25 protein-coding genes are annotated in these 22,919 nt (G+C 63.8%); 15 read left to right on the top strand and 10 right to left on the bottom strand.

The window, feature by feature from the left end:
- Positions 1–26 precede the first annotated feature (26 nt).
- Complete coding sequence (locus DYZ14_RS00315; protein WP_154718828.1) at positions 27–1,244, bottom strand: DNA recombination protein RmuC; 1,218 nt, start codon at positions 1,242–1,244, stop codon at positions 27–29.
- A gap of 273 nt (positions 1,245–1,517) precedes the next feature.
- Here DYZ14_RS00315 and DYZ14_RS00310 point away from each other — a divergent pair, with 273 nt between their 5' ends.
- The 7 genes from DYZ14_RS00310 to arsH all read left to right on the top strand — a co-directional run bounded on the left by DYZ14_RS00310 (position 1,518) and on the right by arsH (position 8,327).
- The gene (locus DYZ14_RS00310; RefSeq protein WP_154718827.1) at positions 1,518–3,050 is read left to right on the top strand and encodes a methyl-accepting chemotaxis protein; all 1,533 of its coding nucleotides are present in this window, start codon (positions 1,518–1,520) and stop codon (positions 3,048–3,050) included.
- A gap of 174 nt (positions 3,051–3,224) precedes the next feature.
- Positions 3,225–4,742, top strand: a complete 1,518-nt coding sequence (locus DYZ14_RS00305) for a globin-coupled sensor protein (RefSeq protein WP_195949806.1) — start codon at positions 3,225–3,227, stop codon at positions 4,740–4,742.
- Positions 4,743–4,836: 94 nt separating this feature from the next.
- Positions 4,837–5,352: a peptide deformylase gene (def, locus tag DYZ14_RS00300; RefSeq protein ID WP_154718825.1), complete on the top strand. Its 516-nt coding sequence runs from the start codon at positions 4,837–4,839 to the stop codon at positions 5,350–5,352.
- A gap of 65 nt (positions 5,353–5,417) precedes the next feature.
- Entirely contained in the window at positions 5,418–6,353 is a 936-nt protein-coding gene (fmt, locus tag DYZ14_RS00295; protein ID WP_154718824.1) for a methionyl-tRNA formyltransferase, read from the top strand.
- Positions 6,353–7,114, top strand: a complete 762-nt coding sequence (truA, locus tag DYZ14_RS00290; RefSeq protein ID WP_154718823.1) for a tRNA pseudouridine(38-40) synthase TruA — start codon at positions 6,353–6,355, stop codon at positions 7,112–7,114. The genes fmt and truA overlap by 1 nt, the downstream gene beginning before the upstream one ends.
- Positions 7,115–7,194: 80 nt before the next feature.
- A complete protein-coding gene (arsC, locus tag DYZ14_RS00285) occupies positions 7,195–7,608 on the top strand; it encodes an arsenate reductase (glutaredoxin) (protein ID WP_154718822.1) in 414 nt (137 codons plus the stop codon).
- Entirely contained in the window at positions 7,605–8,327 is a 723-nt protein-coding gene (gene arsH, locus DYZ14_RS00280) for an arsenical resistance protein ArsH (RefSeq protein ID WP_154718821.1), read from the top strand. The genes arsC and arsH overlap by 4 nt, the downstream gene beginning before the upstream one ends.
- 4 nt (positions 8,328–8,331) lie before the next feature.
- Here the strand turns inward: arsH and DYZ14_RS00275 are convergent, their stop codons facing one another.
- The 4 genes from DYZ14_RS00275 to dapD form a co-directional block, all read right to left on the bottom strand.
- Positions 8,332–8,928 (bottom strand): hypothetical protein, encoded by a 597-nt coding sequence (locus DYZ14_RS00275; RefSeq protein ID WP_154718820.1) that lies wholly within the window; start codon positions 8,926–8,928, stop codon positions 8,332–8,334.
- Positions 8,915–10,108, bottom strand: coding sequence for a succinyl-diaminopimelate desuccinylase (dapE, locus tag DYZ14_RS00270; protein ID WP_154718819.1), 1,194 nt, complete (start codon positions 10,106–10,108; stop codon positions 8,915–8,917). Before dapE ends, DYZ14_RS00275 begins: the two co-directional genes overlap by 14 nt.
- Positions 10,109–10,213: 105 nt before the next feature.
- A complete protein-coding gene (locus DYZ14_RS00265; protein WP_154718818.1) occupies positions 10,214–10,597 on the bottom strand; it encodes a DUF805 domain-containing protein in 384 nt (127 codons plus the stop codon).
- A gap of 5 nt (positions 10,598–10,602) precedes the next feature.
- Positions 10,603–11,460: a 2,3,4,5-tetrahydropyridine-2,6-dicarboxylate N-succinyltransferase gene (gene dapD / locus DYZ14_RS00260; protein ID WP_154718817.1), complete on the bottom strand. Its 858-nt coding sequence runs from the start codon at positions 11,458–11,460 to the stop codon at positions 10,603–10,605.
- Positions 11,461–11,613: 153 nt separating this feature from the next.
- On the opposite strand from dapD, the gene DYZ14_RS00255 reads away from it, so the two are divergent.
- Positions 11,614–12,474, top strand: a complete 861-nt coding sequence (locus DYZ14_RS00255; RefSeq protein ID WP_154718816.1) for an LOG family protein — start codon at positions 11,614–11,616, stop codon at positions 12,472–12,474.
- 60 nt (positions 12,475–12,534) lie between these two features.
- Here DYZ14_RS00255 and DYZ14_RS00250 read toward each other — a convergent pair whose 3' ends face one another.
- The 3 genes from DYZ14_RS00250 to DYZ14_RS00240 form a co-directional block, all read right to left on the bottom strand.
- Positions 12,535–13,380 carry a calcium-binding protein gene (locus DYZ14_RS00250; protein WP_154718815.1) on the bottom strand — a complete coding sequence of 282 codons (846 nt, stop codon included), beginning with the start codon at positions 13,378–13,380 and terminating at the stop codon, positions 12,535–12,537.
- Positions 13,381–13,491: 111 nt separating this feature from the next.
- Positions 13,492–14,211 carry a pyrimidine 5'-nucleotidase gene (locus DYZ14_RS00245; protein WP_154718814.1) on the bottom strand — a complete coding sequence of 240 codons (720 nt, stop codon included), beginning with the start codon at positions 14,209–14,211 and terminating at the stop codon, positions 13,492–13,494.
- Positions 14,212–14,364: 153 nt separating this feature from the next.
- Positions 14,365–15,135 carry an ABC transporter substrate-binding protein gene (locus tag DYZ14_RS00240; protein WP_154718813.1) on the bottom strand — a complete coding sequence of 257 codons (771 nt, stop codon included), beginning with the start codon at positions 15,133–15,135 and terminating at the stop codon, positions 14,365–14,367.
- A 141-nt stretch (positions 15,136–15,276) separates the two neighbouring features.
- On the opposite strand from DYZ14_RS00240, the gene DYZ14_RS00235 reads away from it, so the two are divergent.
- The 4 genes from DYZ14_RS00235 to DYZ14_RS00220 all read left to right on the top strand — a co-directional run bounded on the left by DYZ14_RS00235 (position 15,277) and on the right by DYZ14_RS00220 (position 19,041).
- Positions 15,277–16,233: a LysR family transcriptional regulator gene (locus tag DYZ14_RS00235; protein WP_154718812.1), complete on the top strand. Its 957-nt coding sequence runs from the start codon at positions 15,277–15,279 to the stop codon at positions 16,231–16,233.
- Positions 16,234–16,311: 78 nt separating this feature from the next.
- Positions 16,312–17,433, top strand: coding sequence for an NAD(P)/FAD-dependent oxidoreductase (locus tag DYZ14_RS00230; protein WP_154718811.1), 1,122 nt, complete (start codon positions 16,312–16,314; stop codon positions 17,431–17,433).
- A 66-nt stretch (positions 17,434–17,499) separates the two neighbouring features.
- Entirely contained in the window at positions 17,500–18,414 is a 915-nt protein-coding gene (locus tag DYZ14_RS00225) for an EamA family transporter (RefSeq protein ID WP_154718810.1), read from the top strand.
- Positions 18,415–18,507: 93 nt separating this feature from the next.
- Positions 18,508–19,041, top strand: coding sequence for a methylated-DNA--[protein]-cysteine S-methyltransferase (locus DYZ14_RS00220; RefSeq protein WP_195949766.1), 534 nt, complete (start codon positions 18,508–18,510; stop codon positions 19,039–19,041).
- A gap of 30 nt (positions 19,042–19,071) precedes the next feature.
- Here the strand turns inward: DYZ14_RS00220 and argB are convergent, their stop codons facing one another.
- The gene (gene argB, locus DYZ14_RS00215) at positions 19,072–19,959 is read right to left on the bottom strand and encodes an acetylglutamate kinase (protein WP_154718808.1); all 888 of its coding nucleotides are present in this window, start codon (positions 19,957–19,959) and stop codon (positions 19,072–19,074) included.
- A gap of 179 nt (positions 19,960–20,138) precedes the next feature.
- On the opposite strand from argB, the gene DYZ14_RS00210 reads away from it, so the two are divergent.
- The 3 genes from DYZ14_RS00210 (at position 20,139) to DYZ14_RS00200 (ending at position 22,165) form a co-directional block, all read left to right on the top strand.
- Entirely contained in the window at positions 20,139–20,699 is a 561-nt protein-coding gene (locus tag DYZ14_RS00210) for a sigma-70 family RNA polymerase sigma factor (protein WP_154718807.1), read from the top strand.
- Positions 20,671–21,393, top strand: coding sequence for an anti-sigma factor (locus DYZ14_RS00205; RefSeq protein ID WP_154718806.1), 723 nt, complete (start codon positions 20,671–20,673; stop codon positions 21,391–21,393). Before DYZ14_RS00210 ends, DYZ14_RS00205 begins: the two co-directional genes overlap by 29 nt.
- A gap of 214 nt (positions 21,394–21,607) precedes the next feature.
- Positions 21,608–22,165, top strand: coding sequence for a fasciclin domain-containing protein (locus tag DYZ14_RS00200; protein WP_154718805.1), 558 nt, complete (start codon positions 21,608–21,610; stop codon positions 22,163–22,165).
- 54 nt (positions 22,166–22,219) lie between these two features.
- Here the strand turns inward: DYZ14_RS00200 and yihA are convergent, their stop codons facing one another.
- Positions 22,220–22,879: a ribosome biogenesis GTP-binding protein YihA/YsxC gene (gene yihA / locus DYZ14_RS00195; RefSeq protein WP_115668610.1), complete on the bottom strand. Its 660-nt coding sequence runs from the start codon at positions 22,877–22,879 to the stop codon at positions 22,220–22,222.
- Positions 22,880–22,919 lie beyond the last annotated feature (40 nt).

The raw sequence follows: 22,919 nt of genomic DNA, 5'->3' as shown, positions 1-22,919 counted from the left end.
GTCCTTGGTCTTGGTTGGACCGGGTCCTATTCGTCGTCGACGATCCTCAGCTTCAGCAGGCCGGTTCGGCTCTCCACCGATCTCTGGTCCTCGTCGGTCGATGCGGCCGAGCCCGCCTGGAATTCGAGGGCTTCGATCCTGGCGCCCCGTTTGGTCAGCTTGTCGGCGGAAGTGAGAATCATGTCCACATCTTTTTGCGCGGCGAGAAAATGCGCCTGCAGCTTTCTCGTACGCTCGTCCAAGCGGACCAGATCTTCCATCAGGTGGACGACCTCGCCCTGGATCAGGTGCGCCTGCTCGCGCATGCGCTGGTCCTTGAGGACGGCCTGGATCACCTGGATCGACAGCATCAGCAGCGAGGGCGAGACGATCACGACACGTAGGCGATGGGCTTTCTGGACGGCCGCCTCATAATGCTCGTGGATTTCGGCGAAGATCGATTCCGATGGAACGAACAGGAAGGCCATGTCCTGGGTTTCCCCGGCTATCAGGTACTTGGCCGAGATGTCACGGATATGCACCTCGATATCGCGGCGAAAGGCCTGGCCGGCGAGTTTCCTTTCCTCCGGCGTCTGCGCGTCGCGAATGGCGTTCCACGCCTCGAGCGGAAACTTCGCGTCGATCACCAGGGGTGGCGAGCCGTTCGGCATGCGGATCGTACAGTCGGGGCGCATGCCGTTCGAGAGCGTCGACTGGAAGGTGTAGGCGCCCATCGGCAGGCCGTCCGCGACGATCGTCTCCATGCGTGATTGGCCGAAGGCGCCGCGCGTCTGCTTGTTGGACAAGATCGCCTGCAGCCCGACCACGTCCTTGGCGAGCGACTGGATATTGTTCTGCGCCGCATCGATCACCGCCAGACGTTCCTGCAGGTGCCGCAGGTTCTCATGCGTCGATTTCGTCTGCTCGGTGATCGTCGTGCCGAGGCGTTGGGTCAGGCCGTCCAGCCGCTGGTTGATCGTCTGGTTGAGCTCCGTCTGACGCTTGCCGAACACGTCCGACATGGCGGCCAGTCGTCCCTGTATCTCCGCCTGGGCTCGGAGCAGTTCCGCAAGCCGCGCCTCGGCCACGGCTTCGCGTCGGGCCGCCTCCATCTCCATTGAGGCGCGAAGGCGACCGGAGCGGCGCAGGGACAGGAAAAGCAGGAAAAGGAAAACGAGCAGTATCGCGCCGACGATGCCGACAAGTGCGGAGGGAGAAAGACCAAATGTGTCGATGGCGAGCGCGGTGAGATCGGTGCTGTTCATGGCCGCGGAGACTAGCAGATTCTCTCGGGCGTGACAGATCAAATCAGGAACATTTACCGACGTGTCTCGCAGCGCGGACTGATGCACTGCGTCTCGCCGGCCGGGGCGGCCAAGGCCTCATTGGGGAAAGAACGAGGGCGCATGTGTCTCGCGAAGGGGCATAAATCGCAGATTAGTTAAATCAAATATTTACCGTTCTCGACAATTCATCAAAAGCTAAATAACGCATCGCAAAAACAACGTTCAACGGCCGATCCAGCGCCCGGGGCTAACATGACCAGACACGACGAAAATAACGGCCTCGGGGCCAGACTTCAGTTCCTCGGTCTCGATGAGACGGCAAGACAGAAGCTGAGGGCGCTTGCGCCGACCATCGGCAAGAACATCGGCTCGGCGCTCGACGTCTTCTACAAGAAGGTCAGGGGCACGCCCGAGACCGCCGCCTTCTTTCGCAATGAGGACCATCTTCAGGGGGCCAAGAAGCGGCAGGAGGGGCACTGGAACATCGTCACGGCGGGACAGTTCGATGAGCGTTATGTCGCCGGCGTGACCGCTGTCGGCCAGGCGCATGCCCGCATCGGCCTGGAGCCCCGCTGGTACATCGGCGGCTATGCGCTGTTGATCGAACAGCTCATCCATGCCGTGGTCCGGGAGCGCTGGCCATCCCGGTTCGCCCGCAAGGAAGGCAAGGTGCTGGGCGAAGAGATCGGCGTTCTGGCGAAGGCTGCTCTCCTCGACATGGATTACGCTATCACCGTCTATCTGGACATCCTGGCCGCCGAACGGCAGGCGGCGGAAGATGCGCGCGTCAAGGCCGAGCATCAGCAGGCGGTCGCGCTCGCCGCCCTCAGCGATGTGCTGAACCGGCTTTCTGCCGGCGATCTCGAGGCCAAGCTCTCGCCCGATCAGCCGGAAAACTTCGTCGGCATGGCCCATGATTACAATGCTTCGGTCGAGAAACTGCGCGACACGATCAGCACGGTGCGCGGCGCGGCCGAAGAGATCCTGCGTTCGACGACAGCCATTTCGGAGGCGTCCAATCACCTCGCCCAGCGGACGGAACAGCAGGCTGCCGGGCTTGAGGAGAGCACGGCCGCGCTGCACGAATTGACCCAGAACGTCACACTCGCCGCCGATGGAGCGCAAAAGGCGGCGAGCGTCGTGCGCATCACCCTCGACGAGGCCAGGGCATCGGGCGAAGTGGTGACCCGCGCGGTGAGCGCCATGGGGGCGATCGAAAAGTCGTCCGAGGAAATCTCCAAGATCATCGGCGTCATCGACGAGATTGCCTTCCAGACCAACCTACTCGCCCTCAATGCCGGGGTGGAGGCGGCCCGCGCGGGCGAGGCCGGCCGCGGCTTCGCGGTCGTGGCCCAGGAGGTTCGCGAACTGGCGCAACGCTGCGCCAATGCGGCGCGCGAGATCAAGGGCCTGATTTCCCAGAGTTCGGGACAGGTTCAGACCGGTGTCGGCCTGGTCAACAGTGCCGGCGAGGCGCTCGACCAGATCATCGGTCGCATCGGCGAAATCAACGGCATCGTCGCGGGCATCGCCGGTGCCGCGTCCGACCAATCGGGCGGCCTGCGGGAAGTGAACGCGGCGGTCGCCAGCATGGACACGATCACCCAGCAGAATGCCGCCATGGTCGAGGAGACCTCCGCCCAGACCTTGACGCTCCGCGACGAGGTGGAGCGCCTGGTTGCCGCGCTGCGTGGTTTCCGGACGCGCGACGCGGCGGCTGTCTCGACGGTCGCTCACGCACGTCGAGAACAAGACCACCCGGCGGCCTACCGTCGCGCCGGCTGATCGCTCTCTTAAAGCAACGCCGCCATGACCCAGGTCCGATCGTCCCGGGATGGGCCATGGCGAGGTGATTTCTCGCGCGATCTGTTCATGCTCCATTTAGGAATTTCACGAATTGTTGTCATGTATTCCTAAAATTTGGAGCGCGCACGAAAGCGCCCGAGAAAGCATGGCGATATCATGAGTGTAGAAGCAGACAAGAGTTTGGAGGAACGTCTGGCATTCCTCGAGATTGACCAGAAGACGTCCAAGATACTGAACTCTCTGCGACCGTCCCTCGGTGAACTTCTCGGCGGCGTGCTCGACAAGTTCTACGCCAAGGTCGGCGCCACGCCGCAACTCGCCCGCTTCTTCAGCAGCAAGGAGCATATGGCGGGAGCGAAGAATGCCCAGTTGGGTCATTGGGACAAGGTTTCCAAGGGAACCTTCGATCCCGACTACGTCAAGGGCGTGACGGCGATCGGCAGGACCCATGCGCGGATCGGCCTGGAGCCGCGTTGGTATATCGGCGGCTATTCCATGCTGATGACCGAACTGGTCGCAGGCGTGCTGGTCAAGCACTGGCCCTTCCCCTTCGGCAAGCATCATGCGGAGGCGCTGGCCGACAAGCTGGGTGCTCTCATCAAGGCGTCCATGCTCGACATGGACTACTCGATCTCGGTCTATCTCGACACGCTCGAGGAGCGGCGCAAGCAGCTCGAGGAGGATCGCAAGCAGTTCGAGGCCGACCAGCAGATCGCCATGGAACATCTGCGCCGCGGTCTCGAGGCGCTGGCCCGCGGCGACTTCGAGAGCAAGATGACCACGGATCTGCCGGACAATTTCAAGCGGATGGCCGTCGACTATAACGAGACCGTCGTTCGTCTGAGCGAGTCCTTCGCCTCGATCCGCCGCGCTTCGGAGGAAATCCTCGACGGCACCGAGACGATCGCCAAGGCCTCGGACGACATCGCCGTCAGCACCGCCAAGCAGGCAGCCGGCGTGCAGCAGAGTTCGTCCGCCCTTCAGCAGCTGTCGGTCAGCGTCGGCCAGACGGCGACCAATGCCGAACGCGCCTCGATGGCGGTGCAGGACACCCAGCAGCAGGCCCGCAGCTCCGGCGACGTCGTCGCCCAGGCGATTTCCGCCATGGCGGAGATCGAGAAATCATCGACCGAGATTTCCAAGATCATCGGCGTCATCGACGAAATCGCCTTCCAGACCAATCTGCTGGCGCTCAATGCCGGTGTCGAGGCAGCGCGCGCCGGTGAAGCCGGCAAGGGCTTTGCCGTCGTCGCCCAGGAGGTCCGCCAGCTCGCCCAGCGCAGCGCGGATGCCGCCAAGGAAATCAAGCGCCTGATCTCGCAGAGCAGCAACCAGGTCAACGAGGGCGTCGGCCTGGTCTCCAATACCGGTACGGCCCTTGCCGACATGATCAGCCGGATCGACACGATCCATGCCATCGTGTCCGAGATCGCCACCGCCGCCAAGGACCAGGCGACCGGCCTCAAGGAGGTCAACCAGGCGACCCAGAGCATGGACACCCTCACCCACCAGAATTCCGCCATGGTCGAACAGACCTCCGCCGAAACGCAGCGGCTGCGCAGCGAGGTTGCCGGACTTGTTCAATTGCTCGGCCAGTTGAGTACGCGCGGTCATGCTGACCGGGCAGGTGCGAGTGAACGCCGTCCGGCCTCGCAAAGATACGCCGCCTAGAGCTTTTCCTCTTCCATTCGCGACTTGCCGGAAACGCGGGCCTGGCCCGCGTTTTTCGATTCCATCGCCGGAAAAGATGCGATATGGGAGCCCCATGACCATCAAGCCGCTCATCATTCTTCCCGACCCCCTGCTGCGCCAGGTCTCAACGCCTTTTGAGCATGTCGATGCGGAGCTGCAGAAGCTCGCCGACGACATGCTCGAAACCATGTACGAAGCGCCGGGCATCGGGCTTGCCGCCATCCAGATCGGCGTGCCGCGCCGGCTGCTCGTGATCGACGTTTCCAAGGAGGGAGAGGACAAGTGTCCGCTGGTCTTCATCAATCCGGAGATCATCAAGTCGTCGGACGAGCGTTCCGTCTATGAGGAAGGATGCCTGTCCATCCCGGATTACTATGCCGAGGTGGAGCGTCCGGCGTCGGTGACGGTCAAGTCGCTCGATCGGGACGGCAAGGAACAGTTGACCGAGGCCGATGGACTGCTCGCCACCTGCCTGCAGCACGAGATCGACCATCTCAACGGCATCCTGTTCATCGACCATATCTCCCGCCTCAAGCGCGAGATGGTGATCAAGCGGTTCACCAAGGCGGCAAGGGCGAAGGCGCTCTGATCTCGTCGGGCGACTGGCGCCTGAACAGCAGGACGGCTCGCGAAAAAGGGAGGGCGAAAACCATCATGGCACTTCGCATCATCTTCATGGGCACGCCGGAGTTTTCCGTGGCCACGCTCGAAGCCCTGGTGGCCGCCGGCCACGAGATCGTCGCGGTCTATACCCAGCCGCCCCGTCCGGGTGGACGTCGCGGGCTGGACCTGCAGAAGTCCCCGGTTCATCTTTCCGCCGAGCGGCTCGGCCTGCCGGTTCTGCATCCTTTGAATTTTCGTGCCGAGGAAGACCGGGACCGTTTCCGTGCCTTTGGTGCCGATGTCGCGGCGGTCGTCGCCTATGGCTTGCTTTTGCCGGAAGCGATCCTGACCGGCACAAGGCTCGGTGCCTTCAATGGCCATGCCTCGCTCCTGCCGCGTTGGCGCGGAGCGGCTCCGATCCAGCGTGCCATCATGGCTGGCGATGCCGAGACCGGCATGATGGTGATGAAGATGGACAAGGGCCTCGATACCGGCCCCGTGGCGCTCACCCGCAAGGTTGCGGTCGGGCCGGACATGACTGCGGGCGAACTGCATGATCGCTTGAGCGCCGTCGGCGCCGAAGCCATGGTCGAAGCCATGGCTGCTCTCGAGGCGGGAACACTTGCGACGGTTCCCCAGCCCGATGAGGGCGTGGTCTACGCGGCCAAGATCGACAAGAGCGAAACGCGCATCGATTTTTCCCGCGATGGGGCTGAGGTGCACAATCACATTCGTGGCCTGTCGCCCTTTCCCGGCGCATGGTTCGAGCTCGCGGTGAACGGCAAGCCGGAGCGGGTCAAGGTTCTCGGTTCGACCCCGGCCGAAGGCGAGGGCGCCCCCGGCGCGGTCCTCGATCGATCGCTGACCATTGCCTGCGGGCAGGGCGCCGTCCGCCTAACCCGTTTGCAGAAGGCAGGCGGCAAGCCGCTGGATGCGGCCGATTTCCTGCGTGGTACGCCCGTTTCGCCCGGAACGGTCCTAAGCTGATGCCGCGTTTCCGCATGACCGTCGAATATGACGGTTCCCCCTATGTCGGCTGGCAACGCCAGGACAACGGCCATTCGGTGCAGAGCGCACTCGAAAATGCGGTCCTGTCGCTGACCGGGGAGACGGTGTCGATCCGCGGTGCCGGCCGCACCGATTCCGGCGTTCATGCCAAGGGTCAGGTCGTTCATGTCGACCTGACACGTGCCTGGGTGCCCTACAAGCTGCGCAATGCGCTGAACGCCTATCTGGCCTTGGGCGGCGAAAGGGTCGCCGTGCTGGACGTCTGCGCGGTCGATGACAGTTTCGACGCGCGTTTTTCCGCGATCCGCCGGCATTATCTCTATCGCATCATCACCCGGCCTTCGCGCCTCGCACTCGAGGCCGAGCGCGCCTGGTGGGTGTCGAAACCGCTCGACCATGAGGCCATGCACGCGGCCGCCCAGCGGCTCGTCGGCCACCATGACTTCACCACCTTCCGCTCGGCCCATTGTCAGGCCAACAGCCCGATGCGAACACTCGACCGGCTGGACGTGACAAGGACCGAGGACCTGATCGAGATCCGCGCCACGGCGCAGAGTTTTCTGCACAACCAGATTCGCTCGTTCGCCGGCACGCTGAAACTCGCCGGGGAAGGCAAGATGACGCCGGACGACGTCGAGGCCGCGCTCAAGGCGCGCGACCGCGCCGCCTGCGGCCCGGTCGCGCCGCCGGAAGGGCTCTTCTTCCTCCGCGTGGATTATCCGGGCGACGAGCTGGTCTGATGGTCCGTGGCGCGGCGCTTGTCATGCGTCGCGAAATGACATATCCATATTTCAAGAAGTTTCGAAATATGGAGAGCGCCGTGCCCGTCACCATCTATCACAACCCAGCCTGTGGAACCTCCCGCAACACGCTCGAAATGATCCGCCTGTCGGGCGAAGAGCCCGTGGTCATCGAATACCTGAAAACCCCGCCCAGCCGCGAGCGGTTGGTCGAGCTGATCGGCAAGATGGGCATTGCGCCGCGCGAACTGCTGCGCAAGAAGGGGACACCCTACGAGGAGCTCGGTCTCGATGACGCGGGCCTCTCCGACGAACAACTGATCGATGCGATGATGGCGCATCCGATTCTCATCAATCGCCCGATCGTCGAGACGGACAAGGGCACGCGCCTGTGCCGTCCTTCGGAGACGGTTCTGGCGCTCCTGGACAATCCCGTCGACACCTACACCAAGGAAGACGGCGAAGTCGTCAGGACCGGTGGTGCGGCCGAATGAACCTCGAGGATACCGATACGCCGAACATCGACGACAGCCAGTTTCGCCCGGTCGACGAGGCGCGCCTGTTCCAGCCGGAGCGCATGACCCATCCGCCGCGCATCCTGATGCTCTACGGCTCTTTGCGGGAGCGCTCCTATTCGCGGCTCCTGACCGAGGAGGCGGCCCGCATCCTGCGCCGCTATGGCGCGGAGGTCCGCATCTACGATCCGCACGGCCTGCCGCTTGCCGACGAAGTCGAGGCGTCGCATCCCAAGGTGCAGGAACTGCGTGAATTGTCTCTCTGGTCGGAGGGCCAGGTCTGGTGCTCGCCGGAGCGCCATGGCGCCATGTCGGGCGCGATGAAGACGCAGATCGACTGGCTGCCGCTGTCGATCGGGGCCGTGCGCCCGACACAGGGTCGCACTCTGGCACTCATGCAGGTCTGCGGCGGTTCGCAAAGCTTCAATTCGCTCAACCAGATGCGCGTGCTCGGCCGCTGGATGCGGATGTTCACCATCCCCAACCAGTCGTCCGTGCCGAAGGCCTTCAGCGAATTCGACGAAGCCGGGCGGATGAAGCCGTCCTCCTATTACGAGCGCGTCGTCGACGTGATGGAGGAACTGGTCAAGCTGACCTTGCTGTTGCGCGAGCGTTCCGACTATCTGGTGGAGCGCTATTCCGAGCGGGTCGAGACGGCGGCCGAACTGTCGAAGCGGGTCAACCAGCGATCGATCTGAGCCGTCAGCCGGGATAGACGTCGAGGAAGCGTTCCAGCGCTTCCGAAAGGATCATTCCCGGCACGAGCAGGACCATCGTGACAGTCGCGATGGTCAGCACGTGGTCGCCCAGCACCATGCGCAGAATGCGGAAAAGCGCCATGATCAGCGCGAAGGCCAGCACATAGGACAAAAGCACCGCAAGGCCGGTGAGGCCGGGCGTCAGCATCATGATCAGCAGCACGACGGTGTAGGCATAGGCGATCGGCAGGGTCAGCCAATTGGCAATGACGACGATGGAAAGGAAGCGGGCGCCGATCCCGACCATCCAGCAGACCAGCCCGACGAGCACCAGCGGCACGATCCAGTTGGCAATCTCGACCAGCCCGAGGCGGAAGAAGAAAAGCGGTCCGACGTCGGCGCCCTCCGGCATCGACTTCAGATAGAGGCCGCGCCACCACAGGAAGGTCAGCAGCGTCGTCGGCAGCGCGAAAAAGGCCGCCCAGAACGAACGCAAGGCGCCGCGATCGGAAAAATCCAGATAGGCAAGGCCCTTGGGATCCTGCCTGAACAGCAGCCAGAGGCCTGTGAGATAGAACTCGACCTCCTTAAGCGTTGGCATTCGCGAACCACTGTTCGATGAAGGTCTTGTAGATCCGGGTCAGCGTTTCCAGGTCTTCGACCGCCACCCGCTCATCGACCATGTGCATGGTCTGGCCGACCAGGCCAAACTCCACCACAGGGCAATAGTCCTTGATGAAGCGGGCGTCCGAGGTGCCACCGGTGGTTGAAAGCTGCGGCGTCGCGCCCGTCACTGTCTCGATCGCGCGCGACAGCGAGCCGATCAGCGCGTCGTCGCGGGTGAGGAAGACATGGCTCGGCCGTTCCGACCAGACAATGTCATAGGCGACCGGAGCGCGTCCGGGACGCAGATGGCTGTCGGCGGCCGCCTCGTCGAGCCGGCGCAGGATCTCCGTCTGCACGCTTTCCGCCGTCCACAGGTCGTTGAAGCGGATGTTGAACTTGAAGCTCGCGGCAGCCGGTATGACATTGGTTGCACTATTGCCGACATCGATCGAGGTGACCTCGAGATTGGACGGCTGGAAATTGTCGGTGCCGTGATCGAAGGGCGGGTGCATCAGCGCATCGGCCAAGCGCACCGCGCCGCGCACCGGATTGTCGGCGAGGTGAGGATAGGCCGCGTGACCCTGCACGCCGCGCACGGTGACGGTCGCTGAAATCGAGCCGCGCCGGCCGATCTTGATCATGTCGCCGAGTTGATCGGGATTGGTCGGCTCGCCGACTAGGCAAGCGTCCCAGCGCTCGCCCTTTTGCCTCGCCCATTCGAGCAGCTTGACCGTCCCGTTGACGGCCGGGCCTTCCTCGTCGCCGGTGATGAGCAGCGAGACCGAGCCCTTCGGCGGACCCTTTTCCTCGAGCAGGCGCGCCAGCGCGGTGACGAAGCAGGCGATGCCGCCCTTCATGTCGACGGCGCCGCGACCATAAAGCATGCCGTCGGCGATCTCTGCGGCAAAGGGCGGGTGGCTCCAGTCGGCCTCGCTGCCGACCGGCACGACATCGGTATGGCCGGCAAACATCAGATGCGGGCCCTGGCTGCCGAGCCGGGCATAGAGGTTCTCGATGTCGGGCGTGCCCGGTTCGCTCGCCGTCATGTGCGTAACCTCGAGGCCGAGCGGTTCGAGCAGGGCCTGCAGGGTGGTCAGCGCCCCGCCTTCCAAAGGTGTGACGGAAGGGCAGCGGATAAGTGCCTGGAGGACGTCGATGGGATTGGTGGCGTTCATGATCTCGGGCGCTTTTTTGGGAGGTCCGGCAGCGTCGGCCGGGACCGTTCGGGAGGATGAACGACGTTTAGCCGATCGGCCGGCAACTGTCACCAGCCGCAGGGGTCAGGTCTGCGGCCAGTCGGGTGCCGGCCCATAAGGATTGGGGCCCGGCCGCGATGGCCAGAGAAAGAGCACAAAAAGCATGACGAAGGACACGGCGGGAATGAACAGCACCAGGACCAGGAGGCCCGAAAGCCCCATGTCGTGCAGGCGCTTGATGCTGAGCATGATGGTCGAGGCGAACGAGGCGGCAAAACCGGCGAAGAACAGCAGGCTGAACACCCGGAACAACTCCTCGTCCTCTTGATGGAGGGCGAGTGAGGTGACGGTATAGCTGTTGATCATCAGCCAGAACAACCAGCCGAGGATGAACACCTGCCGTCCGGCGCGGCCGGTCGGGCTGAAGAGCAGCCAGCTGATGGTCGGCCGCCGGGCGGGCGCCTGCATCCTGATCAGTCCCGAAGCAGCTCGTTGATGCCGGTCTTCGAGCGGGTCTGCGCGTCGACGCGCTTGACGATCACCGCGCAGTAGAGGTTCGGAGCCGGTTGTCCGTTGGCCATGGTCTTGTCGGACGCCAGCGAGCCGGCGACCACGACGGAATAGGGTGGCACTTCGCCATAGGAAATTTCCCCGGTGGAGCGGTCGACGATCTTGGTCGACTTGCCGATGAACACGCCCATGCCCAGCACCGAACCCTCGCGGATGATGCAGCCTTCGACGACTTCGGAACGGGCGCCGATGAAGCAGTTGTCCTCGATGATGGTCGGGCCGGCCTGCATCGGTTCCAGCACGCCGCCGATGCCGACGCCGCCCGACAAATGCACATGGGCGCCGATCTGGGCGCAGGAGCCGACGGTCGCCCAGGTGTCGACCATGGTGCCTTCGCCGACATAGGCGCCGAGATTGACGAAGGACGGCATGAGGATGGCGTTCGGCGCGATATAGGCCGAGCGACGCACCACGGCATTGGGCACGGCGCGGAAGCCGGCGCGCTCGAATTCATTGGTGCTCCAGCCTTCGAACTTGGAGGGAACCTTGTCCCACCAGGTCGAGCCGCCCGGGCCGCCGCTGACCACTTCCATGCCGTTCAGGCGGAAGGACAGCAGTACGGCCTTTTTCAGCCACTGGTGAACCGTCCAGTTGCCGTCCTCGCCGCGTGTGGCGACGCGCGCATTGCCGCTGTCGAGCAGGTTGAGCGCGGTTTCGATGGCGTCGCGGATCTCGCCGCGGGTCGCGGTGGTGACCGTGTCGCGATTGTCGAAAGCCGCATCGATGACGTGTTCGAGGGCGCTGAGATCCGTGGCGTTCATCTGAATTCCTTAAACTTCGTTGTCTATCGTTGAACCGGACGATATCCGCATTCGCAATCGGGAACTGGTGACTGCTCTAGCGCATTCGACCGGGGTTGAAAACAGCCGCCGGCGCATTCGGCGTCTCCGATCGCGGCAAGAAAGGCATGACAGATGGCAAAGCCCACCAATGGACAAGAGAGACGCAAGGACGGGGTCTGGGATCCGCTGAAGGACAGCCGGACCGACCGCCGGCGCGCCGCCGAAGTGCCGCGCACGCCGCAGTCCGAATCGCCCTCCTATCGCCTCGCCTATGTCGACGACGATTTCATGATGCGGGAGGAGCTGCGTCCGGTGCGGCTGCAGCTCGAACTGCTGAAAGTGGAGATGATCCTTGCCGAGCGCGGCATCAAGTCGACGGTCGTCATGTTCGGCGGGGCACGCATCCCCGAGCCAGGCAAAGATGCCTGGGCGGCCCGCAACGAAACACAGCGCGCCAACCTGATGGCCGCATCCGTCTATTATGAAGAGGCGCGCAAGTTCGCTCGGCTGTGCGCCGAGCACGCAGCCATCCACGATCATCGGGAATATGTCGTGACGACCGGCGGTGGGCCGGGGGTGATGGAGGCCGGCAATCGCGGGGCTGCCGAAGTCGGCGCGCCGACCATCGGGCTCAACATCGTTCTGCCGCACGAGCAGGCGCCGAACCCCTATGTGACGCCGGAGCTCAGCTTCAATTTCCACTATTTCGCCATCCGCAAGATGCACTTCCTGATGCGCGCCAAGGCAATCGCCATCTTCCCCGGCGGCTTCGGCACGCTGGACGAGTTCTTCGAGTCGGTGACCCTGATCCAGACCAAGCGCATGGCGGCGATCCCGCTCATCTTGTTTGGCGAGGCCTTCTGGCGGCGTATCGTCGATTTCGAGGCGCTGGCGGATTTCGGAACAATCGCCCCGGATGATCTGAAACTGCTGCATTTCGTCGAGACTGCCGATCAGGCCTGGCAGATCATCGCGGAGCACTACGAGCACTGAATGCGAATAGGCCCGCGACAGAAGTCGCGGGCCGATTGCAGTTCCTGGCCTTGGCGGGCCTTAACGGCCCCAGAAGCCACGCTTGGGCAGGTCGTCGGCCGTGATGAAGCCGTCCTTGTCGGTGTCCATCTGGGTGAACATCTTGTCGGCGACGGCGGTCGCTTCTTCCTTGCTGATCTGGCCGTTCTCGTCGGTGTCGGCCATGCGCATCATGCCGCCGGGACCGCGATGGCCCATGTGCTCGCCCATCGGGCCGCCACGGCCCATTCCGGGACCGCGTTCGCCGTCACGCATGCCGTGATGCTTGCCCTGGCGCGGACCGTCGTCATCGCCCCAGCCACGACCCCAGCCGTGATGCTGACCGCGTTCGCCGCGCGGTCCGCGATCGTCGTCGCGGCCCCAGCCGAACTGGTTGCCCGTTCCGTCACGCGGCGGTTCGGCGTTCATCGGACCCGAGCCGTCCTGCGGGCCTTGACCCTGGCCGGCGCCGGGGCCATTGCCCTGACCCTGACCCTGACCCTGACCCTGACCCTGACCCTGACCCTGGCCCTGACCCGCGGCAGGACCATTGCCCTGGCCCTGGCCGTTCTGCGCCGGTGCATTGGCCTGCATCTCCGCCTGGCGGGCGGCGCGCATGGCTTCGCGATGCTTGCGGAACTCGCCGGGCGTCAGCACGCCGTCATTGTCGGCGTCGACGGTGGTGAACATCTTCTCCCGCGCGGCCGTCGCCTCGTCCTTGGCAATCTTGCCGTCCTTGTTGGTGTCGAATTCCTGCAGCATGCGGACGAACATGCCTGCGCCGCCGGGACCGCGGCCCATGTCCTGCCGGGCGAGAACGGCGGTTGCCGAGGTGCCGATCAGGAGGCTGCCGACGACGGCTGCGAGGGTGAGTGTCTTGCCGGTCATGGAAGTTTTCCTTTCATCCAGTGGTGATGAAGGAAATCTAGGGCGGCTGAATGCAAGAACCTACTTAAACATCGGTAAGCTGGGTGAAGCTTTGGTAATGTTTGAATTCCGTCAAGCCGACAGGTCGATCAGGCGGCCGAGGAAGCCGGCAAGGTCGTCGGTGACATAGTCGATGTTGGCCGGATCGGTATTGTCGGCCAGTTCCCAGCTTTCCAGCACCACGTCGCCGAGATTGCGCGGCACCAGCAGCACCGTCTTCATGCCCAGTGTCTTCGGCACCGCCAGATTGCGCGGCAGGTCCTCGAACATGGCGGCATGGCGCGTGTCGATGCGGTTCAGGCTGGTGAACTTGTCATAGGTGCTGCCGGCCGGCTTCGGCTGGTAGCCGGCGGCGACGATGTCGAAAATGTCGTCGAAATGATCGAGAATGCCAAGTGCACGGGCGGCCGCTTCCGCATGGGCGACCGTGCCGTTGGTAAAGATGAACTTGCGGCCCGGCAGCGCCTTGATCGCCGCGCCGAGGGTCTCGTCCGGCAGCAGAGCGGAATAGTCGATCGCATGGGCCTTTTCGAGGAAGTCGTTCGGATCCACGCCGTGATGCTGCATCAGGCCGGCGAGCGTCGTGCCGTGGTCGTGGTAATATTTCTTCTGCAGCACCTTCGCCTCGGCCGGTTCCATCTGCAGCAATTGTGCCACATAGGCCGTCATGTTGCGGTCGATCTGCGCGAACAGATTGATGTGATGCGGGTAGAGCGTGTTGTCGAGGTCGAACACCCAGTCGCGGACATGGGCGAAGTCGTCTTTGTGCGGGAGAAGGGCTTTGTCGGTCATGCTGGCGTTATGACAGGACCGGCGGATTTGGCAAGCCGATCTGCGTCGACCGGCACGCCCGGAACCGCCTGCGCACGCAATTCCCGGATGCAAAAATCCCCTCGCGGCGTCGGCCGGCGAGGGGATCGTGTGTTGACCGGGCGAATGGCCCGATCACTTCATCTCGTAGATGTCGATCGGGAAGTACTTCTTGTTGATCTCGGCATATTTGCCGTTGGCGCGGATCGCGTCGATCGCCGCATTCAGCTTGGCGAGCAGGTCGGTGTCTTCCTTGCGCACCGCGATGCCGGCGCCCTGGCCGATGAACTTGGGATCGGCGATCGGTGCGCCGACGAGTTCGCAGCACTTGGCGCCGTCGCCCTTCGACAGCCAGTCCATCATCGGCAGCATGTCGCCGATCTGGACGTCGAGACGGCCGTTGATCATGTCCATGTTGACCTCGTCCTGGGTCGGATAGAGCTTGATGTCCAGGTCTGGGTAGGTGGCGGTCGCATATTCCGCCTGGGTCGTGCCGGACTGCGCGCCGATCACCTTGCCCTTCAGGCCCTCGTTGGAAAAATCGGTGATGTTGGCGCCCTTCTGGGCGATATGGGTCATCGGCGCCTTGTAGTAGGACTTGGTGAAGGCGACCTTCTCGGCGCGTTCCGGCGTGATGAACATCGAGGCGATCATGAAGTCGAACTTCTTCGCCTGCAGCGCCGGAATGATGCCGTCCCAGTCCTGGGTCACCACTTCGCACTCGACCTTCATTTCGGCGCACAGCGCCATGCCGATCTCGACGTCGAAGCCGCCGACCTTGCCGTCCGCCGAGACGAAGTTGAAGGGCGGATAGGCGCCCTCGGTGCCGATCACCAGCTTGTCGGCCGCCTGGGCGGAAAGCGCTGTCAGGGCCGTGAAGGCCAGAGCCAGAATGGTTTTCTTCATGATTGTTCCCCTTGTTGTGACGCCTGTCGCGACGCCTTGCCGGCCAGTCTAAGCACGGCGGGATCATCAGCGAAATAGATAGTTGCAATAGTCGATATCAACGTGATTTATTGGCGAGGTGCCTTAAACCGGGACGACCTCATGGCCAGCAAACGGCTCGAACGCTTCGCCCACAATCTCGACTGGAATCTGCTGCGCACCTTTGCCGTCGTGGTCGAGGAAGGGTCGATCACGGCCGCCGCCTCGCGCCTGCTGTTGCAGCAGCCGGCCGTCTCCATGGCCTTGAAACGGCTAGAGGAAACGACCGGCCATCGCCTGATCGACCGCCGCCCCGGCCGCTTCGAAATGACCGAGGCCGGCGAGCGGCTCTATCGTCAGGCGCGCGACATCTTCGCCGCCGTCGTTCGGCTGCCGGACACGCTCGAAGGCGCTGGCGCCGACATCACCGGCCATGTTTCCGTCCATGCCGTCTCCCACGTCCATCACCCCGGCTGGGACGAACGCACCGCCCGTTTCTTTGGCGCCCATCCGAAGGTCACCATGAACGTGACGATCGAGACCACGGCGGACGTCATCAGCTCGGTCGAGCGCGGCATTGCCAGCATCGGCATCTGCGACGGCATCATTCCCGATCACCTGGCGAAAGTGCCGTACAAGCTGGAGCGCTATGCCCTCTATTGCGGTGCCGGCCACCGGCTGTTCGGCGTCAAGGGCGCATCGCTCAACGACCTGCGCGGCGATCCCTATGTGGCATTTACCGCCGACGTGCTCGGCGGCCAGCACATGAATGCGGTGACGGCCGTGCGCGCCGTCGGTTCCTTCGGGCAGGAGGTGCGCGCCGTGTCCAGCCATGTCGAGGAGGTGATCCGCATGGTCGCTGCGAATATCGGCATCGGCATGCTGCCCAATCATCTGGTGCGGCCCTGGGTCGAGGCCGGCCGGCTCTGGCAATTGCCGCCCTATGGCAACCTGCCGGTCAGCGAGGTCTTCCTGATCAGCAATCCCAATGCCATGCTCAATCCGGCCGAGCAGGCCTTCGTGGCCGCGATGGACGGCCTTGAACTGTTCGAGGATGAAGTGTTGCATCAATTGAATTGATGGTGGCTTTTGTCGCTATAAATTTGAACGGGGGCCATGTCCCCGGCTAGCATGGGCCTTCATTCGGGAAGACCATGCATGCAGACCTATGACATTGCCATCCTCGGCGGCGGGATCGCCGGCCTTTCGCTCGCCTATTTCCTCGGCGCCAGCCGCTCGGTCGTGGTGCTCGAGCGCGAAGAAAACCTCGGCTATCATTCGACCGGCCGCTCGGCGGCGGAATTCGTGCTGCGTTATAATAGCCCCGAGGTTTGCGCGCTCGCCGCGATCAGCCGCGATTTCTTCGACCGTCCGCCGGAGGGTTTCACCGACGTGCCCCTGCTGGTGCCGCGCGGCGGGCTGATGATCGCCAATGCGGAAAAACTGGAAAGGTTCGAGGCCCATTTCGCCGCCGAACGGACGAAGGCCGACAATCTCACGCGGCTGTCGGTCGAAGAATCCCTAGTCATGGCGCCGATCCTCGACCCCGGCTATGTCGCCGGCGTCTATCACGATCCGGAATTCTGGGACATCGAGGTGGAAAGCCTCCTGCAGGGCTATGTGAAGGGCGCCCGCCGCGCCGGCGTCGAAATCCGCCAGAAGGCCGGTGTCATGTCCGCCCGCGACGATGGCCGCCATTGGCTGCTCGACACCGAAGCAGAAACGATCGCCGCGCGGATCGTCGTCAATGCCACCGGTGGCTGGGCCGATCCGACAGCGGCGCTGTTCCGCATCGCGCCGATCGGTATCGTACCGCATCGGCGAACCGCGATCCTGGTCGACCTGCCGGACGGCGTCGATGCCCGCACCATGCCGGAAATCAACGAACTGGACGACGAGTTCTACATCAAGCCCGATGCCGGCCGCCTGCTCGTCTCTCCGGCCGACGAGACCCCCTGCGAGCCGGGCGATGTCCAGCCGGAGGAGATCGATGTCGCCTGGGCGGCGCATCATCTGGAAACCGCGACCACCATGGAGGTCCGCCGGATCGCCAAGAGTTGGGCCGGTATGCGCAGCTTCGCGCCCGACCGCCTTCCGGTGCTCGGGCCGGCCAGCGACCATCCTCGCTTCTTCTGGCTCGCCGGGCAGGGCGGCTACGGCATCCTCAGTTCGCCCGCGCTCGGCGCGCTCGCCGCCAGCCTGTTGACGGGAGGCGAGGCTCCGGAGGGTTTTGCCCGCATAGGCCTCGCGCCGACGGCCTTTTCGCCGCTGCGTTTTTGAGCGATCCGTCCCTTTCGCACGGACACCGACTTTCGCTCCTCCTTGCCTGGTGCTAACAGCTCAGCCATGCCCGCCTGGATCCTCATCACCTTCGCCAGCGCATTCCTGCAGAATCTGCGCTCCGTCCTGCAAAAGCACCTGAAAGGCCGAATGGGCACGACGGGCGCAACCTTCGTGCGCTTCGGCTACGGGGTGCCCTTCGCGCTCGTGTATCTGGCCGTGCTGCACTATGGCCTCGGTCGGCCGCTGCCGGTGCCGGACGGCGCCTTCGCCTTCTGGGCGGTCATCGGCGCCTTTGCCCAGATCTCGGCGACCTTCCTGCTGGTCCACCTCTTCTCGTTCCGCAACTTCGCCGTCGGCACCGCCTATTCGCGCACCGAGCCGGCCCAGGCCGCTCTGATCGCGCTGGTGCTGTTCGGCGAGACGATCACCGTCCCGACCCTGATGGCCATTCTCGTCTCGGTGCTCGGCGTCATGCTGATCTCGGTGGCGCGCACGACGCTGACCTTGTCGGCGCTGTTTACCTCGGTGGTCAGCCGTACCGCGCTGATTGGCCTCCTGTCGGGCCTGTTCTTCGGCATATCTGGCATTGCCTACCGTTCCGCCTCGCTTGCGCTTGAGCCGAGCCTGCCCGCACCCGACAGCGTCATGCAGGCGAGCTACACGCTGGTCGTCGTCATTCTCGTGCAGACCTTCGCCATGCTCTTCTGGATGCTGTGGCGCGACCGCGCCGAGCTTCGCCGGGTCGGTTCCGCCTGGAAGATCGGCATTCTCGTCGGCTTCGTCGGCGCGACCGCCTCCTTCGGCTGGTTCACGGCCATAACCCTGCAGCAGGTGGCCGTCGTCAAGGCGCTGGCCCAGGTCGAGATGCTCTTCACGTTTGCCTCCTCGGTCTTCTTCTTCAAGGAAAGGATCAACCGCCTTGAGGTCGCCGGCTGCGTTCTGATCGTCGCAGGCGTCCTGCTGCTGCTCGTCGTCTAAGTGCTCGCTTGGTCTCCGTCCGTGCTCACCGATTGCGGCGACTTGGCCAAGCCACTATCATTCCTTCCTCGACAAGCGGGAGGTCTGGCTCACGTGACGGAAACGCTGTTCTGCGAGTGGTTCGACAGTCCCGTTGGCGACCTGGTTGCCGTCGCCGACGACACGCACTTGCGGGTTCTCGGATTTGAGGATGACGGATCGCCGGCCGACAGGCTCGAGCGGCAGCGCCGCCGTCTCGGCGGCGATGTCATAGCCACCGGCAATGCGATCACCACGGCAACGGGTCGGCAGCTCAAGGCCTATTTCGCCGGCGAACGCTTTGACTTCACCCTGCCGCTGTCACCGGCCGGCAGCGAATTCGAGCAGAAGGTCTGGGCGGAGTTGTTGAAGGTGCCGCTCGGCGAAACCTGTTCCTATGGCGATATCGCCAGGAATGTCGGGGGAATGGAAACGGTGCGCGCGGTCGGCAAGGCCAATGGCGCCAATCCGATTGCCATCGTCATCCCGTGCCACCGCTGCATCGGTTCCGACGGTTCGCTGACCGGCTATGGCGGCGGGCTGTGGCGCAAGAAACTTCTCCTGCGCCACGAAGGGAAGATGCGGCCGGTCGGGCTGTTTGCCCTCTGACCGCCTGGGGTCAGCCCGGCAAAGCCTCGATCAGGGAACGATCAGCGTTCCGGCGCCGTGTTCGGTGAAGATTTCCAGGAGTACCGAATGCGCCGTCTTGCCGTTGAGGATGACGACGCCCTGAACGCCGGCACTGATCGCGTCGATGCAGGTCTCGACCTTGGGGATCATGCCGCCGGAGATCGTACCGTCCTTGATCAGCGCGCGCGCCTGGGCGACCGAGAGTTCCTTGATCAGTTCGCCATCCTTGTTCAGCACGCCCGGCACGTCGGTGAGGAACAGCAGGCGGGTGGCCCGCAGTGCCCCGGCGATGGCCCCGGCAAAGGTGTCGGCGTTGATATTGTAGGTGTGCCCGTCGCGGCCCGGTGCGACCGGTGCGATGACCGGGATCATTTCGGACTTGGCAAGCAGATCCAGCAGCGTGCGGTCGACTTCCACCACTTCGCCGACGAAGCCGAGGTCGAGCACGCGCTCGATGTTGGAATCCGGATCGGTGACGGTCTTCTTGGCCTTCTCAGCAAAGACCATGTTGCCGTCCTTCCCGCAAAGGCCGATCGCCCATTCGCCGGTCTGGTTGATGAGCGCGACGATCTCCTTGTTGATCGATCCGGCCAGCACCATTTCGACGATCTCGACGGTCTTCTGGTCGGTGACGCGCAGGCCCCCCTCGAACTTCGATTCGATGCCCATCTTGGTCAGCATGGCGCCGATCTGCGGGCCGCCGCCGTGGACGACGATCGGGTTGACGCCCGACTGCTTCAGAAGCGCGATGTCGGCGGCAAACGCCTTGCCGAGTTCGGCATTGCCCATGGCGTGCCCGCCATATTTCACCACGATCGTCTTGTTCTCGTAGCGCTGCATGAAGGGCAGGGCCTGAGCAAGGAGCCGCGCCTGGGTTTCGCTTTCGGATGCCGTCATCGGATGCCCTCGTGATTGGTTCGCGGCCTTTTAACGCAAGATCGTCCGCGATGGAATAATCCGGGCAAAGATATGCGTCGCCGATGATCCGGTGATGAACGGACGGCGTAGACACCGTTAGGACACGACGAAATTGCGCCCGGGGGGAGTGCTGTCTGGAGGAGAGGGCCCGAAAGCCGATGCCTAGCGACGAAATCGCCGTACTGCTGAGCCGGGTGGCGCTCAAGGACCGCTCCGCATTTTCCGTGCTCTACATCCGTTCCTCGCCGAAACTTTTTGCCATCTGCCTTCGTATATTGCGAGACAGGGCCGATGCCGAGGAGGCGTTGCAGGATGTCTTCGTCAAGATCTGGCAGCGCGCCGAAAGCTTCGCCTCGTCGGGAAATGGTGCCATGGGCTGGCTGGCGGCGATCACCCGCTATCACTGCATCGACCGTCTGAGGGTGAGGCGCCCGCCGGCGGAAGAGCTGGAGACGGTTGTCGACCTCGCCGACAGCGCGGCCGACCCGGAGCAGAGCGCGTTGCTGCGATCGGAAGGAAGGCGGATTGACACCTGTCTGCAAGAGTTGGATCCTGACCGGGCGCGCGCCGTGAGGCATGCCTATGTGGAGGGATTGTCCTATCAGGAGCTGGCCGATCGGTTCGCGGTGCCGCTGAACACGATGCGCACATGGCTGCGTCGCAGCCTGTTGAAATTAAGAGAGTGCATGGATGACGACGCCAGACCAGAGCAAGGGTGACCGTTCCCGCGACGAAGTGATCGCCGGCGAATATGTGCTCGGCGTGCTCGGCGTCGAGGATCGCCTGCAGGTCGAGCAACGGCTGCGCCACGACCAGTCCTTCGCCACCATCGTCCGCCGCTGGGAGGACAACCTCTCGCAGTTCAACGAGGATTACGGCGTCGAACTGCCGCCTGAGGCGCTCTTTGCCAGGATCGAGAGCAAGATCTACGGCCAGCCACGTCGGAATCCGTCGTGGACGGCGTTGGGTGGCCTGTGGAACTCGCTCGCCCTCTGGCGTGGCCTGGCCTTTGCCGGCGTCGCCGTCGCCGCCGTTCTGGCGGGAACCGAGGCGGGGCTCTGGGACCGCTCGGCCGGTGGCCGGCCGCTGGTCGCCGAACTTGCCGGCAAGGACAGTGTCATCAGCCTCGTCGCGCGCTACGACAGCGGATCCGGCAGGCTTCAGGTGACGCCGGTCGCAACCGGCGAGCAGCAGCAGAAATCGCTGGAACTCTGGTTGATCGAGGGCGAGGCGGCACCGCGTTCGCTGGGCGTCCTGCCGCAGACCGGGGAAGGGGAGATCATCGTCCCCGATACCCTGCGCGACCGCTTTGCCGAGGGTGTCATTCTCGCCGTCAGCCTCGAGCCCTTCGGCGGCTCCCCGACCGGCCAGGCGACCGGTCCGGTCATCGCGCTTGGACCGGCGCACCTGTGACGAGCGGGTCGCCTCGGTTCACCGGAGTCAATGAAAAAAATTAGAAATATCAGTTGTTTAAAGTTTTTCTTCCGATTTTTGCGCGGCGCCTGAAACTTCCTCGCTCGAACCCTCGTCCTCTGTAGTGTTCCCGACAACGGGATCGAAACAACCGCCCGGATGGCAATCCTGCCGCCGAGGACGGATCGAGAACACCAGGACAGAGGAAACCGAAATGTTCAAGACCACCCTTCGCCCGCTCACCCTTGCCGTCGCACTCGCAGCCGGTACCGTCGCCGCCCATGCCGAAAACCCGATGGTCGGTGGCGCCGCCATGGCGCAAGACAAGAACATCGTCGAAAACGCCGTCAATTCGAAGGACCACACGACGCTGGTCGCCGCCGTCAAGGCTGCAGGCCTGGTCGAAACCCTCTCCGGCGCTGGCCCCTTCACCGTCTTCGCTCCGGTCAACGCCGCCTTCGACGCGCTCCCGGCCGGCACGGTCGATACGCTGCTGAAGCCCGAGAACAAGGATCAGTTGACCAAGGTCCTGACCTGCCACGTCGTGGCGGCCGAAGCCATGTCGTCCGCGGTCGGCAAGATGATCGCCGATGACGGCGGCACCCATCCGGTCAAGACGGTCGGCGGCTGCACGCTGCAGGCCAAGATGGATGGTGACAAGATCACCCTCACCGACGAGACCGGCGGCGTGGCCACCGTGACCATCGCCGACGTCAAGCAGTCGAACGGCGTGATCCACGTGATCGACAAGGTTCTGCTGCCGAAGGCCTGAGCCACACGCCTGCCCCGCCTCGGGCGGGGCAATGTATAGGCCGGGCGTACTGCGTCAGGTCGCCTGGCCGATGGCCTCGAGGATTGCCGCGCGCAAATCGTCGAGGCCATTTCCTTTTTCCGACGAGGTCGCGAGGACGAAGGGATAGGCGGCCGGGCGCTTCTTGATCTTCTCCAGCGTCTCCGCGATCAGGCGCGGCACGCCCGCTTCCTTGATCTTGTCGGTCTTGGTCAGGACGATCTGGTAGGACACCGCCGCCTTGTCGAGAAGGTCGAGCACTTCGTCGTCGTTCTTCTTGATGCCGTGGCGGCTGTCGATCAGCACATAGACACGCTTCAGCGTGGCGCGGCCACGCAGGTAGTCGAAAACCAGCTTGGTCCAGGCGTCGACATGTTCCTTCGGCGCCTGGGCATAGCCGTAGCCGGGCATGTCGACCAGCGCCATCGGCGGCAGGTCGCCGGCCTCGCCCGAATAGCCTTCGGGAACGAAATAGTTGAGCTCCTGGGTCCGGCCCGGCGTGTTGGACGTGCGGGCCAGGCCTTTGTGACCGACCAGTGCATTGATCAGCGACGACTTGCCGACATTCGAACGTCCGGCAAAGGCCACCTCGAGCGGGCCTTCGGGGGGCAGGAATTTCATCGACGGCACGCCGCGGATGAAGATCCACGGACGGCCGAACAGAGGCTGATCGGTCTTCTGGTTGTTGCTTGTCATGGGATCGCCTTTCGCATGCCCTGTGAAATCCGGGTTTTGA

The organism is Ciceribacter sp. T2.26MG-112.2, from assembly GCF_900492205.1.
In the GTDB taxonomy this organism is placed as follows: domain Bacteria; phylum Pseudomonadota; class Alphaproteobacteria; order Rhizobiales; family Rhizobiaceae; genus Allorhizobium; species Allorhizobium naphthalenivorans_A.
The sequence above is the reverse complement of the archived record's forward strand: the minus strand, read 5'-3'. Positions and strand labels throughout refer to the sequence as shown.

Excerpts from the sequence above, each read along its gene's own strand:
- DYZ14_RS00315 (WP_154718828.1), bottom strand. The coding sequence starts at position 1,244 with ATGAACAGCACCGATCTCACCGCGCTCGCCATCGACACATTTGGTCTT.
- DYZ14_RS00310 (WP_154718827.1), top strand. The coding sequence starts at position 1,518 with ATGACCAGACACGACGAAAATAACGGCCTCGGGGCCAGACTTCAGTTC.
- def (WP_154718825.1), top strand. The coding sequence starts at position 4,837 with ATGACCATCAAGCCGCTCATCATTCTTCCCGACCCCCTGCTGCGCCAG.
- fmt (WP_154718824.1), top strand. The coding sequence starts at position 5,418 with ATGGCACTTCGCATCATCTTCATGGGCACGCCGGAGTTTTCCGTGGCC.
- truA (WP_154718823.1), top strand. The coding sequence starts at position 6,353 with ATGCCGCGTTTCCGCATGACCGTCGAATATGACGGTTCCCCCTATGTC.
- arsH (WP_154718821.1), top strand. The coding sequence starts at position 7,605 with ATGAACCTCGAGGATACCGATACGCCGAACATCGACGACAGCCAGTTT.
- DYZ14_RS00275 (WP_154718820.1), bottom strand. The coding sequence starts at position 8,928 with ATGCCAACGCTTAAGGAGGTCGAGTTCTATCTCACAGGCCTCTGGCTG.
- dapE (WP_154718819.1), bottom strand. The coding sequence starts at position 10,108 with ATGAACGCCACCAATCCCATCGACGTCCTCCAGGCACTTATCCGCTGC.
- DYZ14_RS00265 (WP_154718818.1), bottom strand. The coding sequence starts at position 10,597 with ATGCAGGCGCCCGCCCGGCGGCCGACCATCAGCTGGCTGCTCTTCAGC.
- dapD (WP_154718817.1), bottom strand. The coding sequence starts at position 11,460 with ATGAACGCCACGGATCTCAGCGCCCTCGAACACGTCATCGATGCGGCT.
- DYZ14_RS00255 (WP_154718816.1), top strand. The coding sequence starts at position 11,614 with ATGGCAAAGCCCACCAATGGACAAGAGAGACGCAAGGACGGGGTCTGG.
- DYZ14_RS00250 (WP_154718815.1), bottom strand. The coding sequence starts at position 13,380 with ATGACCGGCAAGACACTCACCCTCGCAGCCGTCGTCGGCAGCCTCCTG.
- DYZ14_RS00245 (WP_154718814.1), bottom strand. The coding sequence starts at position 14,211 with ATGACCGACAAAGCCCTTCTCCCGCACAAAGACGACTTCGCCCATGTC.
- DYZ14_RS00240 (WP_154718813.1), bottom strand. The coding sequence starts at position 15,135 with ATGAAGAAAACCATTCTGGCTCTGGCCTTCACGGCCCTGACAGCGCTT.
- DYZ14_RS00235 (WP_154718812.1), top strand. The coding sequence starts at position 15,277 with ATGGCCAGCAAACGGCTCGAACGCTTCGCCCACAATCTCGACTGGAAT.
- DYZ14_RS00230 (WP_154718811.1), top strand. The coding sequence starts at position 16,312 with ATGCAGACCTATGACATTGCCATCCTCGGCGGCGGGATCGCCGGCCTT.
- DYZ14_RS00225 (WP_154718810.1), top strand. The coding sequence starts at position 17,500 with ATGCCCGCCTGGATCCTCATCACCTTCGCCAGCGCATTCCTGCAGAAT.
- argB (WP_154718808.1), bottom strand. The coding sequence starts at position 19,959 with ATGACGGCATCCGAAAGCGAAACCCAGGCGCGGCTCCTTGCTCAGGCC.
- DYZ14_RS00210 (WP_154718807.1), top strand. The coding sequence starts at position 20,139 with ATGCCTAGCGACGAAATCGCCGTACTGCTGAGCCGGGTGGCGCTCAAG.
- DYZ14_RS00205 (WP_154718806.1), top strand. The coding sequence starts at position 20,671 with ATGACGACGCCAGACCAGAGCAAGGGTGACCGTTCCCGCGACGAAGTG.
- DYZ14_RS00200 (WP_154718805.1), top strand. The coding sequence starts at position 21,608 with ATGTTCAAGACCACCCTTCGCCCGCTCACCCTTGCCGTCGCACTCGCA.
- yihA (WP_115668610.1), bottom strand. The coding sequence starts at position 22,879 with ATGACAAGCAACAACCAGAAGACCGATCAGCCTCTGTTCGGCCGTCCG.